General features: G+C 65.5%; 15 protein-coding genes. 10 read left to right on the top strand and 5 right to left on the bottom strand.

Annotated elements, in window-relative coordinates; genetic code table 11:
• Positions 1 to 49: 49 nt before the first annotated feature.
• Entirely contained in the window at positions 50 to 925 is an 876-nt protein-coding gene (locus ACLPJJ_RS10665; protein ID WP_443590958.1) for a phosphotransferase, read from the top strand.
• 31 nt (positions 926 to 956) lie between these two features.
• On the top strand, positions 957 to 1202 hold the full coding sequence (locus ACLPJJ_RS10660) for a hypothetical protein (RefSeq protein WP_443590957.1): 246 nt from the start codon (positions 957 to 959) through the stop codon (positions 1200 to 1202).
• A 67-nt stretch (positions 1203 to 1269) separates the two neighbouring features.
• On the opposite strand, the gene ACLPJJ_RS10655 is transcribed toward ACLPJJ_RS10660, so the two are convergent.
• From ACLPJJ_RS10655 to ACLPJJ_RS10640, 4 genes are all read right to left on the bottom strand, one after another.
• Positions 1270 to 1779 carry a Hint domain-containing protein gene (locus ACLPJJ_RS10655; protein WP_443590956.1) on the bottom strand — a complete coding sequence of 170 codons (510 nt, stop codon included), beginning with the start codon at positions 1777 to 1779 and terminating at the stop codon, positions 1270 to 1272.
• Positions 1703 to 2212: a hypothetical protein gene (locus tag ACLPJJ_RS10650; protein ID WP_443590966.1), complete on the bottom strand. Its 510-nt coding sequence runs from the start codon at positions 2210 to 2212 to the stop codon at positions 1703 to 1705. Before ACLPJJ_RS10650 ends, ACLPJJ_RS10655 begins: the two co-directional genes overlap by 77 nt.
• Positions 2213 to 2336: 124 nt before the next feature.
• Positions 2337 to 3206, bottom strand: coding sequence for a transglutaminase family protein (locus ACLPJJ_RS10645; protein ID WP_443590955.1), 870 nt, complete (start codon positions 3204 to 3206; stop codon positions 2337 to 2339).
• Positions 3203 to 5416 (bottom strand): circularly permuted type 2 ATP-grasp protein, encoded by a 2214-nt coding sequence (locus ACLPJJ_RS10640; protein WP_443590954.1) that lies wholly within the window; start codon positions 5414 to 5416, stop codon positions 3203 to 3205. The genes ACLPJJ_RS10645 and ACLPJJ_RS10640 overlap by 4 nt, the downstream gene beginning before the upstream one ends.
• 323 nt (positions 5417 to 5739) lie before the next feature.
• Here ACLPJJ_RS10640 and ACLPJJ_RS10635 point away from each other — a divergent pair, with 323 nt between their 5' ends.
• The 5 genes from ACLPJJ_RS10635 to ACLPJJ_RS10615 all read left to right on the top strand — a co-directional run bounded on the left by ACLPJJ_RS10635 (position 5740) and on the right by ACLPJJ_RS10615 (position 11627).
• On the top strand, positions 5740 to 7215 hold the full coding sequence (locus ACLPJJ_RS10635) for a circularly permuted type 2 ATP-grasp protein (RefSeq protein WP_443590953.1): 1476 nt from the start codon (positions 5740 to 5742) through the stop codon (positions 7213 to 7215).
• On the top strand, positions 7212 to 8228 hold the full coding sequence (locus ACLPJJ_RS10630; RefSeq protein ID WP_443590952.1) for an alpha-E domain-containing protein: 1017 nt from the start codon (positions 7212 to 7214) through the stop codon (positions 8226 to 8228). Before ACLPJJ_RS10635 ends, ACLPJJ_RS10630 begins: the two co-directional genes overlap by 4 nt.
• On the top strand, positions 8225 to 9769 hold the full coding sequence (locus ACLPJJ_RS10625) for a glycosyltransferase family 39 protein (RefSeq protein ID WP_443590951.1): 1545 nt from the start codon (positions 8225 to 8227) through the stop codon (positions 9767 to 9769). The genes ACLPJJ_RS10630 and ACLPJJ_RS10625 overlap by 4 nt, the downstream gene beginning before the upstream one ends.
• Entirely contained in the window at positions 9766 to 11211 is a 1446-nt protein-coding gene (locus ACLPJJ_RS10620) for a GH1 family beta-glucosidase (RefSeq protein WP_443590950.1), read from the top strand. Before ACLPJJ_RS10625 ends, ACLPJJ_RS10620 begins: the two co-directional genes overlap by 4 nt.
• A 137-nt stretch (positions 11212 to 11348) precedes the next feature.
• Positions 11349 to 11627, top strand: coding sequence for a hypothetical protein (locus ACLPJJ_RS10615; RefSeq protein ID WP_443590949.1), 279 nt, complete (start codon positions 11349 to 11351; stop codon positions 11625 to 11627).
• Between the two features lie 59 nt (positions 11628 to 11686).
• Here ACLPJJ_RS10615 and ACLPJJ_RS10610 read toward each other — a convergent pair whose 3' ends face one another.
• Positions 11687 to 13684: a hypothetical protein gene (locus ACLPJJ_RS10610; RefSeq protein ID WP_443590948.1), complete on the bottom strand. Its 1998-nt coding sequence runs from the start codon at positions 13682 to 13684 to the stop codon at positions 11687 to 11689.
• Between the two features lie 209 nt (positions 13685 to 13893).
• On the opposite strand from ACLPJJ_RS10610, the gene ACLPJJ_RS10605 reads away from it, so the two are divergent.
• The 3 genes from ACLPJJ_RS10605 to ACLPJJ_RS10595 all read left to right on the top strand — a co-directional run.
• Entirely contained in the window at positions 13894 to 14232 is a 339-nt protein-coding gene (locus ACLPJJ_RS10605) for a P-II family nitrogen regulator (RefSeq protein ID WP_443590947.1), read from the top strand.
• A gap of 403 nt (positions 14233 to 14635) precedes the next feature.
• Positions 14636 to 15409, top strand: a complete 774-nt coding sequence (locus ACLPJJ_RS10600; protein WP_443590946.1) for a ferredoxin--NADP reductase — start codon at positions 14636 to 14638, stop codon at positions 15407 to 15409.
• 63 nt (positions 15410 to 15472) lie between these two features.
• Positions 15473 to 15856: ATP:cob(I)alamin adenosyltransferase (locus ACLPJJ_RS10595; RefSeq protein ID WP_443590945.1), on the top strand; the 384-nt coding region annotated here is incomplete at its 3' end.

Below are 15856 nucleotides of genomic sequence, written 5' to 3'. Positions count from 1 at the left end.
GTAAAATGGCATATATACACATTCGGGGTGATCTGACGTGAGCGACGTGATGGCCGATCGTTCCCTGCTGGAAGTGGAAGCAATTCCCTTCTGGACAGGTCCCATCAAGATCTGGCCGCTCGAGGGCGGCACAACCAACCGCAACTACGGGGTACAGCAGGCCGACGGCCAGCGCTTCGCCGTGCGGCTGGGGCAGGACAAGCCCGAGCATGGGGTGATGCGCTTCAACGAGCAGGCGGCGGCGCGGGCGGCGGCGCGGGCCGGGATCTCCCCGAAGATATTCTATACCTCGCCAGGCGTGATGGTGATGCGGCTGCTGCCCGGGCGCAGCCTGAAGGCCGATGAGATCCAGAAGCCGGAAAACCTGCTGCGCGTGGCGGCGCTGCTGCGGCGCTGCCATACGAGCATGGCAGCGTTCCTGCAGGGGCCTCTGCTGGCCTTCTGGGTGTTCCATATCAACCGCTCCTACATTGCCGGGCTGAGTAAGTCCGGCTCGCGCATTGCCGAGCGCCTCGAGGAGTTGCAGGAGATCAACGAGAAGCTGGAAAGCCGTGTCGGCAAGGTGGACATCGTGTTCTGCCATAACGACCTGCTGGCCGGGAATGTGTTCGACGACGGCGCCAGGCTGTGGCTGCTGGACTGGGACTATGCCGGGTTCAACGCGCCGATGTTCGACCTGGCGAACCTGTGCTCCAACAACAATTTCTACCCAGCGGAAGAGGACGCCCTGCTGCAGGCCTATTACGGCCGGCGGGTGGAGAGGAGCGAACATGACGCGTTCCGGGCGTTCAAATGCGCATCGCTGCTGCGCGAGGCGCTGTGGAACGCGACCTCGGAACTCTCCTCCGACCTCGACGTGAACTACGCCCGCGCCACGAATGATTATCTGGCCCGGCTGGAGATCGCGCTCGCGGAGCTGAATTGAAGCCGCGCCACCGCGCCCCTATATGAAGCGCATGAAAAAAGATGAAGGGCCGGTAATCGACATGACGCCGGAGGGCGAGTTCGTGGACTCGCCGCAGACGAAGCCGGATATCGGCATGTTCGTGGTCCGGCTGGCGATTTTCGGGCTGGTGCTTGGTGCTGTCGCCCTGATGTTCTGGATGGCCGTGCTGGTCATTCCCCTACTGCTGTTGGGCGGGCTCGGGATCATGCTGCTGCGCGCGCTGTTTGCCGGGGGCGGAGCGCCGCGCCGGTTCTGAATCCGGCCAAAGGCAAACCGCCCGGCGGTAAACCGGGCGGTGCTGTGTGGCAGCGGTGTTTGTAGGTTTAGGCGGCAGTGCGTTCCGCGCCGCACAGCGCCTTGGCGCGGGGCAGCTCCATTTCGGTAATCGAGGTCTCGCCCACGACGGCCACGTACTCTTCCCAATTGTCGAAAGCCATGCGGTCGACATTGTCGATGAAGGTCTCGGCCGGGGTGTCTTCGGCCAGGATCAGCGAGTGGTCGGCCACTTCGACATGGTAATAAGTGAAGCTTTCTGGAACCTCGGTCTCGCGCACGATGGAGATGCCGTTCACCAGTGCGCCGGCCTGGGCCAGAATGCCATCGACCAGCAAAGCGTGGTCCGGGGAGATCAGCAGGTCGCGGGACGGCACGCCGTCAGCCAGGGCGTTGGTCTTGATGTGGACCGGGTTCACGCGCAGTGGGTCGGCAAAGCGCGTTGATACAACGCGGCGGCCTATCCATCGGACCGGCCGTGTTTCACCTGTCGTTGTGATTACATTGTCGCCGATTGTCAGCGTCTCGACCGCAACGTCTCCGCGGTCGGTCAGGATCATCGTGCCGGCGCAGAAACAAGGGGGCATCGGTTGACACAAGCGTAAGTGTCTCGGGTTGGCTGCCCGTGTGATCGAGGATGAAACTGCCGTTTTGTGTCCAGAGATTGTAATGAACCCCGCCGATTGAAAAATAGAACCCAGCCTTATCGATGCCGTCAGTGCTGCCGTAGGCGCCAGTTGTGGATGTGGGGAATATGGCATTGTCGTAAGTGAAGTAGTAGTAATTGTTCGAGTACTCGGTCGCCGCGACGCCACCGGTGCCCACCTTGCCATCGGTCGCGGCCCCATCCACGGAACCGCTAATAGCCGTGACCGCATAGCTTGGGCCGTCGCCGGTTGTATTGGAGAGCGTGGCGCTGGTTGTAATAGTAATTTTCACTGCTTCACCGTTCGGATCGTGAACGCATAATTGAATGTTTCTGACCTCGCTCATCCCGTTAAGCTAACCGGATTTTAATTTACTGGCTTTATTTGCTATTTCGCAATGTAAAAATTGAGATTGTTCTAAAATAACACATTTGTGATGCGTGATGAAGATGCGAAATAGACGCAACTGACTACGTCAGCACCGGGTCCAGATCGACATTCACGCGCAGGAAGTGCCGCCCGCCGCCCAGGATGATGCCGCGCAGGGGCGAGACGTCGTTGAAATCCCGGCCCCAGGCGAGGGTGACGTGCTCATCACGCACCAGCAGGTTGTTGGTGGGGTCGAAATCCACCCAGCCGGTCTCCGGTCCCAGCCAGGCGGAGATCCAGGCATGAGACTGGTCCGCCCCGCGGCGCTTATGTTCCCCCGGCGGCGGCGAGGTGCGCAGATAACCCGAGACATAGCGCCCCGGCAGGCCGAGCGCGCGCAGGCAGGCGAGCATGAAATGCGCATAATCCTGGCACACGCCGGCGCGGGTGGTGAGCACATGCGCGGCGGTGGTGCAAGTATTTGTCACGCCAGGGCGGTAGGTCATTTCCGTCCAGATACGCTGGTTCAGCTCCAGCAGCGCGGCGAGGGTGCTGCGCCCCGGCAGGAAGCTGAGCGCGGCGTAATCGGCGATTTCGTTATTGGGTGTGGCAAGCGTGCTGGGCAGGCAGAATTCCGCCACCCCGGGGTCGGTGATGCCGTGTGCCGCGATCGCCTCCCAGCGCAGTGTGCGCTCAGGGGCAGGCGGGGCGGGCTGGGTCACCTCCACGGTGGCGCTCAGCGAGACCCGGAATTCCTTATGCGCGCCGGTGAGCGAAACCGTGGTGGTGTGGTTGCCGAAATGGTCGATCTCGTCGCGCCGGCTGTCCGGGTCGGGGGCGATGGCGAGCTGCGCTTCGCGCACGATCTGGCCGGGCCGCTCGCGCGGCAGAAGATGCAGGAAATGCGTGCCGAGAACCACGGGATCGGCATAGTCGTAGCTGGTGGTGTGGTGCAGGCGGTAGAGGGTCACTGCGCAGCCTCCAGGATTTCGTCTTCTTCCAGGGTATGGGCCTCTGGCAGGAGGACGAAAAAGCGCCTGTGCACGCGGTCGGAGAGCAGGCGCAGCTTGGCTCCGGCCTGGATGAGCGGGGCGCGCAGGCCGGTGGCCGTGCCGGCCAGGTTGGCGACGTCCTGCTGCAACTGGCGCGCGGCTTCTGCGTCGTCCTCGGCGCCGAGGCGTTGCAGGCACCCGCGCAGTGCTGCGCATTGGTAGGCGAAGGAACGCGGGTTGGAGACATCCGCCAGCAGCATGGACAGCACCGGGCCGGGGGCCAGAATGCCAGCGTGGCGCAGGTCGTAGCTCAGCACGGAATCGGCCAGCTCGATGCCCAGCGCCATGCCCGGCTCCAACCGCTCTGGCCGCGCGTCGAGCAGGATGGCGAGGCTCTCCGCCATGGTCTCGCCGCGCTCCAGGCGGCGGCCCATTTCCAGGAACAGCCAGCCGCCGTCGCGCGACATGTTCTCCGCCGCGATGCCGGCGAAGGTGGCGGCGAAACTAAGCAAGGTGGGCAGCGCGGTTTCCTCGTTGGGCAGCGCCTCGGCCGCCTGGTGCAGGGCAAAGCGCACCGTGGCGAGCATGGAGGGGGAAAGCCGCTCCGAGGCCGCGTTGACTAGCCGCCCGACTTCTTTCATCAGCCCGGTGATGGGCCGGCGCCGCACCAGGGTCTGGCGCAACAGGCGGCCGGAGAGCCCGCCGCCGGCGATTTCTGCCGGCAGCAGCCCGGCCTGGGCGAGGCAGCGCGAGAGCAGGACGCGCTCGGCGGTGTCGCGCGGCAGCGAGGTGCCGGATTCGAGGCGCGGCACTGCCAGCATGAGCAGGCGGCAGGCGGCTTCCAGCCGCTCCACGGAACGGCCGAGCCAGAACAGATTGTCGGCAAGGCGCGACGGCAAATGCGCCGCGGCGAGGAACGACACATGCTGGGGCGGTTCCGCCGGAGGCGGGCCGGCAGTGTAGAGGTTGTCCTCCTCGTCCAGCACCCAGACATCTTTGAGTCCGAGCACGGGGGTCTCGACCTCCGGCGTGGCGATCGGCAGGCCGATCCCGCCGGGGAGCACCTGCCAGTTCGCGCCGTCATTCCAGGCGAACAGGCGGAAGCATAGCGGCGCCGGGGTGTAGCCCCGGCCGGTGACGAACGGGGCCTTTGAGCAGGCGGCGATATCAGCCTCCGAGGCGCGGAGCAGCATCGCCTCCTGCCCCAGCAAGGGCTGGAAAAGCTGGTCGATATACGGCTGCAGATTGGCCGCCTCCGGCAGTCCGGTGCCGGGGGTGTTTAGCATGGTGAGCACGCCGGCACGGATCGCACCGAAGGCGCTGGGTATGCCCAGCCCCGGGCGGCCGCCCTGTTCCAGGGGGTCGAGGTCGATGCCCGAGATGCCGCGGATCAGCAGGGCGACATGCAGCAGCCCGCTCAGCGTCTTCATGTGCAGGGCGCCGTTGCGGGCGGCGAGGTCGCCGGGTTCGATCAGCAGCAGGCCCAGGGCGCGGGCGAGCAGGGCTTCGTCCACCATGTCCTGGGTGGGGCCGCCATGCGCCCCGGCGGAGAGCACGGCTACCAGGCCGCCCTCGGCTTCGCGGTGCAGATGGTCCACCAGCATTTCGCGCGCCGGGCGCAGAGAGCGCAGCCCGCCGGTGCGGCACAGTTCCGGCAGGGTGCTGGCGGCCAGGCGTCGCAGGTTCAGCGCGTGGCCCAGCCCGGGGATGACGCCGGTATGGTCGCGCAGCAGGCGGAAGCTGCCATCCGAGCAGCGCACTACATCCGCCGCGTAGAGCGACAGGCGCGGCGAGGCGAGGGAGGTTGCGGTGTGCATGCCGCGCAGGAAATGCGGCTCGCCCAGCACCAAGGCCGGGGGCAGCTTGCCATCGCGCAGCAGGGTTTGCGGCCCGTACAGATCCTCCAGCGTGGCGCTCAGCATCTGGGCGCGCTGTTGCAGCGCGGCTTCCAGCCAGGAGAATTCTGCGGCGGTGAGCGGGGCGGGCAGGGGGTCGTAGAAGGATTTCGGCGTGGTGCCGAAGGGCGCTGCCAGGCCCATCTGCCGGTTCAGCGCGGCGGCGCGGCGCTCCAGCTCCTCCGGCCCGATCTCGCGCACAGCCGACATGACCGGCCCCCAAGGGCCGCGGATCCGGCCCTGGCGGTCGATCATCTCGTCACAGGCGGATAATCTTTCCGTCAGCTTTTGCATCTGTGAGGCTTAACAGACTGTCAAGCGAGTGCCTACCGGGAAAACCTTGCAGCCGGCACTGCGGCAGGGTGGTCCGGTATTTGCTTGGGATATTACTTGGGACATTACATGAGAATGATAAGGGCTTGCAGGAAAACATGTTTTGGAGGCAGCTTGAACCCAACACATGACGGATAGGCGTCAATATATGGTTTATGCGCGATGAAATTCTCGGCGTGGCACGCAGCTTTGGCGCGAATTTCAGCATTTTTTGGCCATGACGTGACTTGCCGCGCAACGACTCCCTTCCCTGATCATCCGTTCTGTTATCTGGAGGCGCTGGTTTGAACGAGGTTTTCCATAAGCTCTGGCCTGAATATGAGCCCGGACGTTACTTCTGCGAGCTGACCACCCCGCGCCCCGATGCCGGCCCCGTGCCGCAATGGCTGGCCGAGCGGCTGGATCGGATCGGGCTGGAGGCTCTGCGCGCCCGCGCCTCGGCGGCGGAGACGGATCTGATCGACCTCGGCGTGACATTCACTGTGTATTCCGATGCCACGGCCATCGACCGCATCCTGCCGTTCGACTGCATACCGCGCGTGCTGACCGCCAGCGAATGGGATTTGCTCGAGCGCGCCTGCAAGCAGCGCGTAGCGGCGCTGAATGCCTTCCTGGGCGATATCTACAGCAAGGGGCTGGTGGTCAGGGATGGCGTGATCCCCGCCGACCTTGTCTACGGCAATTCCAATTACCGCCCCGAGATGCAGGATTTCCCGGTCCGCTACGGCACCTACGCGCATATTTGCGGCATCGACATCATCCGCGACGAGATGGGCGATTTCCGCGTGCTGGAGGATAACGCGCGCACGCCCTCCGGTGTCTCTTATGTGATCGAGAACCGGCATCTGATGCTGCGCACCTTCCCGGACCTGATGGCGGGCATCAAACTCAAGCCGGTGGATGATTACGGCCGCCGCCTGCGCGCGGCGATGGCGGAGGTGGCGCAGGGCGATCACGACGACCCGAGCGTGGTGCTGCTCTCGCCGGGCATCTACAACTCCGCCTATTTCGAGCATGTGTTCCTGGCGCGCGAGATGGGCGTGCCGCTGGTCGTGGGCGCGGACCTCGTGGTGGAGAATGAGCGCGTGTACATGCGCACCACGGCGGGGCTGAAGCCGGTGCACACCATCTACCGGCGCCTGAATGACGACTTCCTCGACCCGCTGGTGTTCCGCCCGGATTCGATGCTCGGCGTGCCGGGGCTGATCGGCGCCTGGAAGGCGGGCAACGTGACCATCGCCAACGCGGTGGGCACCGGCGTGGCCGACGACAAGGCGGTGTATGCCTACATGCCGCGCATCATTAAGTATTATCTTGGCGAGGAGCCGCTGATCCAGAACGTGGACACGCATATCTGCCGCGAGCCCGCGGGGCTGAAATACACGCTCGATAACCTCGACAAGCTGGTGACCAAGCCGGTGGGTGAATCCGGCGGCTACGGCATCACCATCGGCCCGCGCGCGAGCAAGGAGGAGCTGGAGGCGTCCCGCGCCGCCATCCTCGCCAACCCGGATAACTGGATCAGCCAGCCGGTCATCGGCCTCTCCGTGGCGCCGACACTGGCGGAGGAGGGAATCGGCCCGCGCCATCTCGACCTGCGGCCCTTCATCATCACCGGCAAGGAAAGCTGGGTGCTGCCGGGCGGGCTCTCCCGCGTGGCGATGAAGCGCGGCAGCCTGATCGTCAATTCCAGCCAGGGCGGCGGCTCCAAGGATACCTGGGTGCTGGCTGAATCCTTCGCCAAAGGAGGTGCGGCATGAGCTATTTGCGCGACGCTGGATTGCTGGCGCGTGACGCCGAGGGCCTGTTCTGGATGGCCCGCTACTTCGAGCGTGTGGAAAACCTGGCGCGTCTGATCGACGTGACGCAGAGCTTCGAGAGCCCCGGCGCGGAGACCGCCGCTTGGTGGGGGCTGATCCGCATCAACGCGGATGAGAAGAATTTCTCCGAGCGCGGCTTCTCGCCCGATGCCACGCATATCAAGCGCTTCTATTTGCTGGACCGGGGCAACAAGACGTCCATCCCCGCCTCGATCGAGGATGCCCGCACCAACGCCCGCACGCTGCGCCCGCTGATGAGCACGGAAATGTGGCGGCAGATCAATGTGTTTCAGCGCTTCGTCTCGCGTATTACGCCGGAGGATCTGGAGGGCGACGCGCTCTCGCGCGTATGCATGCGGCTCAAGGACGGCGTGCAGGCGCATACCGGCATCACCCAGGGCACGATGTACCGTGACCAGGGCTGGTATTTTTACGAGCTGGGGCGGCTGATCGAGCGTGCCGACCAGACCACGCGCATGCTCGACATCAAATACACCGCGCTGCTGCCGAAGGGGGTGGAGGAGAAGCGCGTCGCCGAATTGACGCAGTGGAACGCGATTCTGCGCGCCGCCGCCGGATACCATGCGTTCAAGCGCCTGGCGCGGGCCGAGTTCTCGCCCGAGGATGTGGTGCATTTCCTGTTGCGCGACGCGTCCTCGCCGCGCTCGGTGCTGTTCTGCGTGCGCCGGGCGGAGTCGCATCTCGACGATCTGCGCCGCCTCTACGGTCTTTCCGCCGCGGGGGAGGCGATCGAGATGGCGGAGATACTGCGCGAGCTGCTGACCGGAAAACCGCTCAGCCATATTCTCGCCATCGGGCTGCACGATTATCTGGACCTCGTGCAGATTCACTTGCAGAAAATCGCTGCTGCCATCGGCCGTGCATTCTTCCGGGACTGGCGCCCGGGTCTCGAGATGCCGCAGGGGGCCGCAGCGATCCAGGAAACGGCTTGAACCAGCTAGATAACCTGAGGCTACGCCTCTCACGCCTGACGAACGCCCCGGACCTCGCCTGGCCCGGGGCGGTATTTGTGCTGGCGTTGCTGCCGCGCCTCATCGGCCTCGGGGCCCGGCCGTTCTGGCTGGACGAGGTGTTCACCCTGCAACGGGCTTCGCTGAGCACGCCGGCGCTGGTGCAGGATTCCTTCGCGAACCACCACATGCCCAGCTTCTTCCTGCTGCTGCGGCCGCTGGTGGCGCTCGGCCACCCGGAATTCTGGCTGCGTCTGCCTTCGGCCATTTTCGGCGCGCTGGCGGTGGTGCTGGTGTTCCTGATCGCCCGGCGTATCGGCGGCTGGGTCGCGGGCGGCCTCGCCGCGCTGGTGATGGGGCTTTCGCCCATCGCGCTGGCGTTCAGCCAGGAGGCGCGGTCCTACACCATGGAGATGTCGCTGATCCTGGTGGCGCTGTATGGCGTGGTCAGGCTGGCGCAGGACCTGCCGGCGGCTGCGGGGCGGATGCTGGCGCCGCCGGCGCGCGCCGGCTGGCTCGCCTATATTCTGGGCACGGCGCTGGCGCTGGATGTGCTGGGCGACGGCGTGCCCTGGCTGATCGCGGCCAATCTCATCGCCGTGGCGCTCACCGTGCTGGCATCGGGGCAGCGCGGTTTTCTTATCAACATGCTCAAGGCGGATCTTGCCATCGTCCTGCTGACCGCGCCGTTCTACCTGATGCTGGAACTGCACCAGCAGAAGGGCTTCGTGCAGACGCTGGCCTGGATCCCGCCGCTCGACGTCACCCGCCTCTGGTACAGCTTCGGCTCTGTCTATTTCATGCGGGTGGCGGATTCGGTGACGTTCCGTCTCATGGACCTCCCGTCGCCGGTGCTGGTCTGGGTGATTGATGTGGCACTTGCCACCGCTGTCGGCGTGGCGGCGTGGCGCTTGCGCCGGCGTCCCGCGATGCTGGCGGTGCTGGGCATCTCGCTGGTGTTCCTGCCCCTGCTGCTCACCGCCATCTCGCTGTGGCAACCTGTTCTGCTGCCGCGATACATTCTTTGGAGCAGCGCGCCCTTCGCCATACTGGCCGGGATCGGCGCCAGCGCGCTGCTGGAGGCGTTCTCGCCGCGCATGCGTGCCGTAGCCGTGGTTACTGCCGTGGGTCTGCTGGCGGTCAACGCCGCTTCCTATTACCAGGCCGAGACCAAGCCGCGCTGGGACCTGGCGGCGCAGATGCTGGCGCAGGAGATGGCGCCGGGCGACGTGCTGTATCTGCACGATTTCTACGCCGGCAAGGAACTGCAGATTTATCTGCCCGCGGACAAGCAGGCCATGGTGCTCAACGACTCCCAGGGGGACTTGAACCACGCCGCCCAGGCGATGAGCCAGGGCAAGCGCGTATGGGCGGTGTACGGCCTGGCAGGGCAGGGCAGAGAGCAGGATTACCGTGAGAGTGAGGCGGTGCTGGGTACGCCCGTGCAGGTGCAGAATGCCGGCGAGCGTATCGTGATCGTGTTGTACGACCCGTCGGCGGCTTTCATTAAGTCCGGTTGGTGAATATCCGCTCTTTTCTTACGCTCTCCCGGCGCGGCCTGCTGCGCCTGCCCGCCGTTGCGGCACTGCCGCCCGCGCTGCTGCACCCAGACCCGCTGCCGCCCGATCCGGCCAGCTTCAACTTCCCGCCCGGCTTCGCTTTTGGTGTTTCCACCTCGGCCTATCAGATCGAGGGGGCAGTGCGCGAGGACGGCCGCGGCGATTCCATCTGGGACGAGTTCTGCCACAATCCATGCCGGGTGAAGGGCGGCCAGAACGCAAACATCGCCGCCGGGCACTACCACCACATGCCGGAGGACGTCGCCCTCATCGCCGATGCCGGGTTGCGCAACTACCGTTTCTCGGTCTCCTGGCCGCGCCTGTTCCCCGATGGCGGCTCCAGGCCCAACCCCAAGGGCTTCGCGTTCTACGACCGCTTGCTGGACGCCCTGCTCACCAAGGGCGTCACGCCCTGGCTGACCCTGTACCACTGGGATCTGCCGCAAGCCCTGCAAGCCAAGGGCGGCTGGACGAGCCGGGACACCGCCGTCCGCCTTGCCGAGTTCGCGTACTTGACCTCCCGCGCCCTCGGCGACCGCGTGCCCAACTGGCTGGTGATGAACGAGACCGCCGTGCACGCCTATATCGGCCATTGCCTAGGCTACCATGCGCCGGGACTCACCGGGCAGGACAACTGGTTTGCCGCCCTGCATCATCTCAATCTCGGCCAGGGCATGGCGATCGAGGCCTTGCGCGCCTCGGGCGCCAAGGGGCGCATCGGCACCGTGGCCGCCTGTGAGCCAATCCGTCCCTCCAGCCCCGCGCTGGAGGATGCCCAGGCCGCCGAGCGATTCGATGCCGCCTGGAACGGGGCGGTACTGGAGCCGTTGTTTTTCGGCAGCTATCCGGAATTGATCGCCGCGGATATCGCGCCGCATGTTCGCAGCGGCGATGCCGGGATCATGGCACAGCCGATCGACATGCTGGGCATCAACTACTACAGCCGCCTCAACATCGCGCATAACCCGGCTTATCCGCTGTCCGCCTATTTCGGCGCCAACCCGCGCCGCTCGCCATATTTCGCGGGCGGATGGCCCATCGAGCCGGACGGGCTGTACGAGATCCTCACCCGCATCCAGCACCGCTACAGCCCGCGCGAGATGTTCATCTCGGAGAACGGCTTCGCCACGGTCGGCACCGACACGAGCGGCGCGCCGCTCGATGACGTGGCGCGCATCTCCTATATCGCCCAGCATCTGCGCTTCCTGCGCCGCGCCATGGACAGCGGCGCCAATGTCAGCGGCTATTTCGTCTGGTCGCTGCTCGACAGCTTTGAGTGGAATGACGGCATGAAATGGCATTTCGGCCTGGTGGCCGTGGACCCCGTCACGCTGGAGCGCATCCCCAAGCGTTCCTGCCACTGGTACGGGGCGCTGGCCTGTGCCCATGAGGCGATGCGAATTTAAGCGCGGCTTGGCAGAGTTTTTTTGCAGTGCAGCAGTCTGGCGCCGTATTCTGCCCTTGGCCATAATTGCGATATAGTCTAGAGCTAAAAAGTTTTTGCGGTCATGTGAATTTTGCCGCGAAGTAGAGGAAATACAATATGTTTCGCCAGTTTGTTCTTGCTGCCACCACTGCTGCCCTGATTGCCGGCCCCGCCATGGCGCAGACCGCCGCTGCCCCGGCTGCTCCGGCCGTCACCGCGCCGGCTGCTGCTGCTCCTGCCGCGACCGCTCCGGCTGCCACCGCTCCGGCCGCCACCGCCCCGGCTGCCAAGCCGGCAACCCACGCGAAGTCCCACAAGAAGACCACTCACCACAAGAAGGCCGCCACCGCGCCGGCTGCTGCTGCTCCGGCTGCTCCGGCCACCACCACGCCGTAATGCTCAACAGCCGGGGACGGTGTAACGCCGCCCCCGGCTTTTTTTTTGCCCGTTTTGAATCAGGCGCTGACCAGCCCCGCTGAGGCGAGGCGCGCCGGGCGGTAAGCGGGAGCAGGGTTGGCCTCGGCCAGCTTGTCCCAGTTCCGCAAAATCAGGTCGATTTTCAGAAATACAGTGTTGAGGTCGAGGAATTCCCGCGCCAGCCGCGCTTGGGCGGCGAGGTTGCGGTGTGAGGGCTCGCCCGAGATCAGCCGCGCCCCGGCGGAAACGCGCAACGCTCCCATCTGGCCCGAGCCGCTGGGCTGCGCCAGCGGCACCGGCTGGCCAATATGGCAGATGCGCGCCGCGACCCAGGATTCATTCGGCAGCAAGGGCGAGAGATCGGTGTTCAGCCACGTATAGACGTGCCGTGCCTCGGCGGGCGTGAGGCAGCGCTCCGGCGCGTGCGGGGCGCGCAGGCTGAAGGTGAAGATGGTGGGCAGGCGCTCCCAGTCTTCATCCGCCCCGGTGCGATGGATGGCGGGGGCTTCCAGCAGCGTGAGCGCGGGCTGGGCGGCAATGGCGGCGCGCACCGTCTCGCCGAAGGCGCGCAGGATTTCCGCGCGGCGGGCGGGCGGCACGCGCTGCAGCGCCTTGATCTCGGCCAGGGCGGCATGCCAGCGCAGCGACAGGCCATAATTGCCGCCCGGCTGCAACGCCTTGGCGGCTTGCGCGCCGGCGGGAAATTCGTCGCGCCCGAAATAGGCGGAGAGCCCGGCGGGCAGCGTGCCGGTGCGCAACCGCGCGGCGTAGCTGGCGGGCAGGATGGCGGCACCCGCGAAGGGCGGGCCGGTGAAGAACTTGGAGCCGGTGATCAGCACCACCGCGTCCAGCGCCAGATAGGCGCGCAGCGAGGCCGGGGAGAACCGGGTCTGGCAGGCGTCGAGCACGATGTCGAACCTGTCGCCATGGTCGCGGCGCAGCTTGGCGAGGAAGGCGGGCGAGGGGGCGAGCAGCCCGGTCTTGGACAAATCCAGCCCGTGCAGGATGACGCGCTTGCCCGCGGCGATGCCGGCGGCGAGGGTGGCCTCGATCTCGGCCTCGACGATCGATTCCGGACGCACCGCGCCGGAGGGCTCGCGCAGCAGCACGTTGGCCAGCGCCGTGTCCGGGCGGAAGCCGTCGATCGGCGCCTCGAAAGTGACGTCATGCCCGCGCGCGGTATCCACGGCGAAATGCAGCCCGCGCGCCGCCATTGGCACGCCGCGCCCGGTTTCCTCGGGGGCGATCAGGATGTTGAGGATGGGCTGATCTGTACCGGCGAGATGCGTCAGCGCCAGGGCCAGCAGCTCGGTATCGGTGCCCGACGCGGCGAGGATGATGCGCTCCTCCGCGCCCAGGCCAAAGGCGGCGGCGATGCCGCGGCGCACGGCCTCGATGGACTGGCGGAGGGCTTTGTGCGGCTCGGTGCCGCGCAGCAGGGCGGCGGTGATGCGCAGGCGCATCTTGTCCGCCGCGACATAGCCGCGTTCGGAGGAAGAAGAGGCGGTGGAGGAGGCGAAGGTGATGGCCCAGGGGCGCGGCCGGTGGCTGCAGCCATAGCCGTTGAGGGCGCTCTTCGGGTCACGGGCCAGGCGGATGTCGCCCCCGGTTTCCATCAGCGCCTCGGCAGTTCCGAGATGCGGCCAGTTCCGGTGCAGCAATTCGGCTTCGGCGCCGGACAGGCCGAAATTCCGCGCGAGGAACGCCAAGCCGGGCGAGACCTCCGCCGCCATGGCGGGAACCCAGCCGGGCAGGGCGGCGCGGTCCTCGGCGGTGAGGGAGTCGGTCTCGGCCGCGATGAACTGTGCCGCGGCGCGGGCGGCGGCGGCGTGGGCCAGGGCAGGGGCGACGCCCTTGCGGGCCAGCGCCTCGGCCTCCAGGGCCAGGCGCAGATGCAGCCCAAGCAGGCCAGGGCGGGCGCGGGCGGCGTCGTTGAGACCAACTTTAATGCCATGGAAGGCGGCGAATTCAGGGGCGAGACGGACAGCATCGGCGTGGATCTGGCATTGGATGTCACGCAGTGTCGCAGAGGTCATTTTAGCTCCGGCGGTAAACTTGGAATTGTTTACCGCAAACCAGACCGTGCCGCCAAGTTTGTTCTCCGGCACCCGGCGCGGCCGTTTCGATTCCGTTGTTGTGCCGCCTTGCTGGGCGGCAGAAAAAAATGATTGCTTAAGTTAAATTCACCTGCCTAACTGCGGCGCAAGCCGGGGACACCGCTTTAATCAGAAGGGGTATCTAATAAATGAAAAAAATCGAGGCTATCATCAAGCCGTTCAAGCTCGACGAGGTGAAGGACGCGCTGCAAAGTGTCGGGCTGTACGGCATTACCGTGACCGAGGCGAAAGGGTTTGGCCGCCAGAAAGGGCATACAGAGCAATATCGCGGCGCTGAATACGTGGTGGATTTCCTGCCGAAACTGCTCATCGAGGTGGTGTGCCCGGCCACGTTGCTGGAGAACGCCGTGGAGGCGATCATGCACGCCGCCCGGACGGGCCAGATCGGCGACGGCAAGATCTTCGTGTCCGATGTGGATGAGGTGATCCGCATCCGTACGAATGAGCGGGGCGAAGTGGCGATCTGACCGCTTGCGCATGGCGGGGCGCCTTCGGCGGGTGGCTTTAGAGCACCTTTCAAAACCCTACTATCCCGGCCGGCTGGCGCCGCATTTCTGCGCTCCGGTGCTCACGTACTTCAACGTACGCTCCGCTCCGGTGCTCGTAATACGGGGCCATTCGCCTCGGCCTAGCGGGTTTTGAAAGGTGCTCTTAGGCCCTCGGGAGAGGTTTTTTGCTTTTTGGGCCCCTGCAATTCCAAAATAGAGGTTAACATTTTCTTCGGCTCGTATATGCACGCGCGCGAGTGCGGCTCTGGCGGGTGCAGGGCATCTGCCCGCATTGTCAGAGGCACTGGTTAGCCTGTATGTCCCCGCGGCCGGAAAGGCCCGATGGGCAGACCCGGCGGGTACGAAGGAGCGGAGTAGAAAATTGGCGACGATGTATACCGAGACGGTGCAAACCGTCCGGCACTGGACTGACCGGCTGTTCAGCTTCACGGCCACACGCAATCCCGGTTTCAGGTTCATCAGCGGGCAGTTCACGATGATCGGCCTCACGGTCAACGGGAAGCCGCTGATGCGTGCCTACTCGATGTGCAGTGCGCATCACGAGGATCATCTGGAATTCTTCTCGATCAAGGTGCCTAACGGTCCGTTGACCTCGCAGTTGCAGAAGATCCAGCCGGGCGACCAGATTCTCGTCGGCGGCAAGCCGACCGGCACGCTGATCCAGCAGAACCTGCTCCCGGGCAAGACGCTGTACCTGCTCGGCACCGGCACCGGCCTCGCGCCCTTCATCAGCATCGTGAAGGACCCGGAGACCTATGAGCTGTACGATCACATCGTGCTGGCCCATGGCTGCCGGCAGATCGACGAGCTGGGCTATGGCGAGATGATCGCGAACAACCTGCTGAACGACGAGTTCTTCGGCGAGGTGGCGCGCGAGAAGCTGCTGTACTACCCCACCGTCACGCGCGAGCCGTTCCGCAACAACGGGCGCCTTACCGCGCTGTTCGAGCAGGGCAAGCTTGAGGCCGATCTCGGCCTGCCTGCGCTGAACAAGGAAACCGACCGCGTGATGCTCTGCGGCAGCCCGCAGATGCTGGACGACCTGCAGAACATGCTGCTCTCCCGCGGCTTCAGGGAAGGCAATCATCACGAGCGCGGCGAGTTCGTGATCGAGAAGGCTTTCGTCGAGAAGTAACGCCACGCCCAGCGGCATGGACCGAATGGCGGGCCGGCGCATCACGCGTCCGGCCCGTTTTTTATGCGTGTCGCGCCGTCTTGCGGCGCGGCCCTGGCCGTGGTGCATTGCGGTATGGTCAGGCTGGACAAGATTTACACCCGCGGCGGCGATCATGGCGAAACCTCGCTCGGCGACGGCTCGCGGGTGCCGAAATCATCCCTGCGGATCGCCGCCATCGGCGAGGTGGACGAGGCCAATGCCGCCATCGGCATTGCCCGGCTGCATGTGGGCGTGGCCGAGGATGAACTGCTGGCCAGGGTGCAGAACGACCTGTTCGATCTCGGCGCGGATTTGTGCGTGCCGATCGAGGAAGGCGAGGCGCCGTCCCTGCGTGTCACCCAGGCGCAGGTGGACTGGCTGGAGGCGCGGATCGACCAGCTCAATGCCGAACTGCCGCCGCTCACC

It is taken from the genome of Acidocella sp., assembly GCF_052326845.1.
Lineage (GTDB): Bacteria > Pseudomonadota > Alphaproteobacteria > Acetobacterales > Acetobacteraceae > Acidocella.
Note: the sequence above shows the minus strand (reverse complement) of the source record. Positions and strands in the feature narration are given on the sequence as shown.

Bases quoted from the DNA above. Each gene is read 5' to 3' on its own strand.
- ACLPJJ_RS10665 (WP_443590958.1), top strand. From the start codon at position 50: ATGGCCGATCGTTCCCTGCTGGAAGTGGAAGCAATTCCCTTCTGGACA.
- ACLPJJ_RS10660 (WP_443590957.1), top strand. From the start codon at position 957: ATGAAAAAAGATGAAGGGCCGGTAATCGACATGACGCCGGAGGGCGAG.
- ACLPJJ_RS10655 (WP_443590956.1), bottom strand. From the start codon at position 1,779: ATGATCCTGACCGACCGCGGAGACGTTGCGGTCGAGACGCTGACAATC.
- ACLPJJ_RS10650 (WP_443590966.1), bottom strand. From the start codon at position 2,212: ATGAGCGAGGTCAGAAACATTCAATTATGCGTTCACGATCCGAACGGT.
- ACLPJJ_RS10640 (WP_443590954.1), bottom strand. From the start codon at position 5,416: ATGCAAAAGCTGACGGAAAGATTATCCGCCTGTGACGAGATGATCGAC.
- ACLPJJ_RS10630 (WP_443590952.1), top strand. From the start codon at position 7,212: ATGAGCTATTTGCGCGACGCTGGATTGCTGGCGCGTGACGCCGAGGGC.
- ACLPJJ_RS10615 (WP_443590949.1), top strand. From the start codon at position 11,349: ATGTTTCGCCAGTTTGTTCTTGCTGCCACCACTGCTGCCCTGATTGCC.
- ACLPJJ_RS10610 (WP_443590948.1), bottom strand. From the start codon at position 13,684: ATGACCTCTGCGACACTGCGTGACATCCAATGCCAGATCCACGCCGAT.
- ACLPJJ_RS10605 (WP_443590947.1), top strand. From the start codon at position 13,894: ATGAAAAAAATCGAGGCTATCATCAAGCCGTTCAAGCTCGACGAGGTG.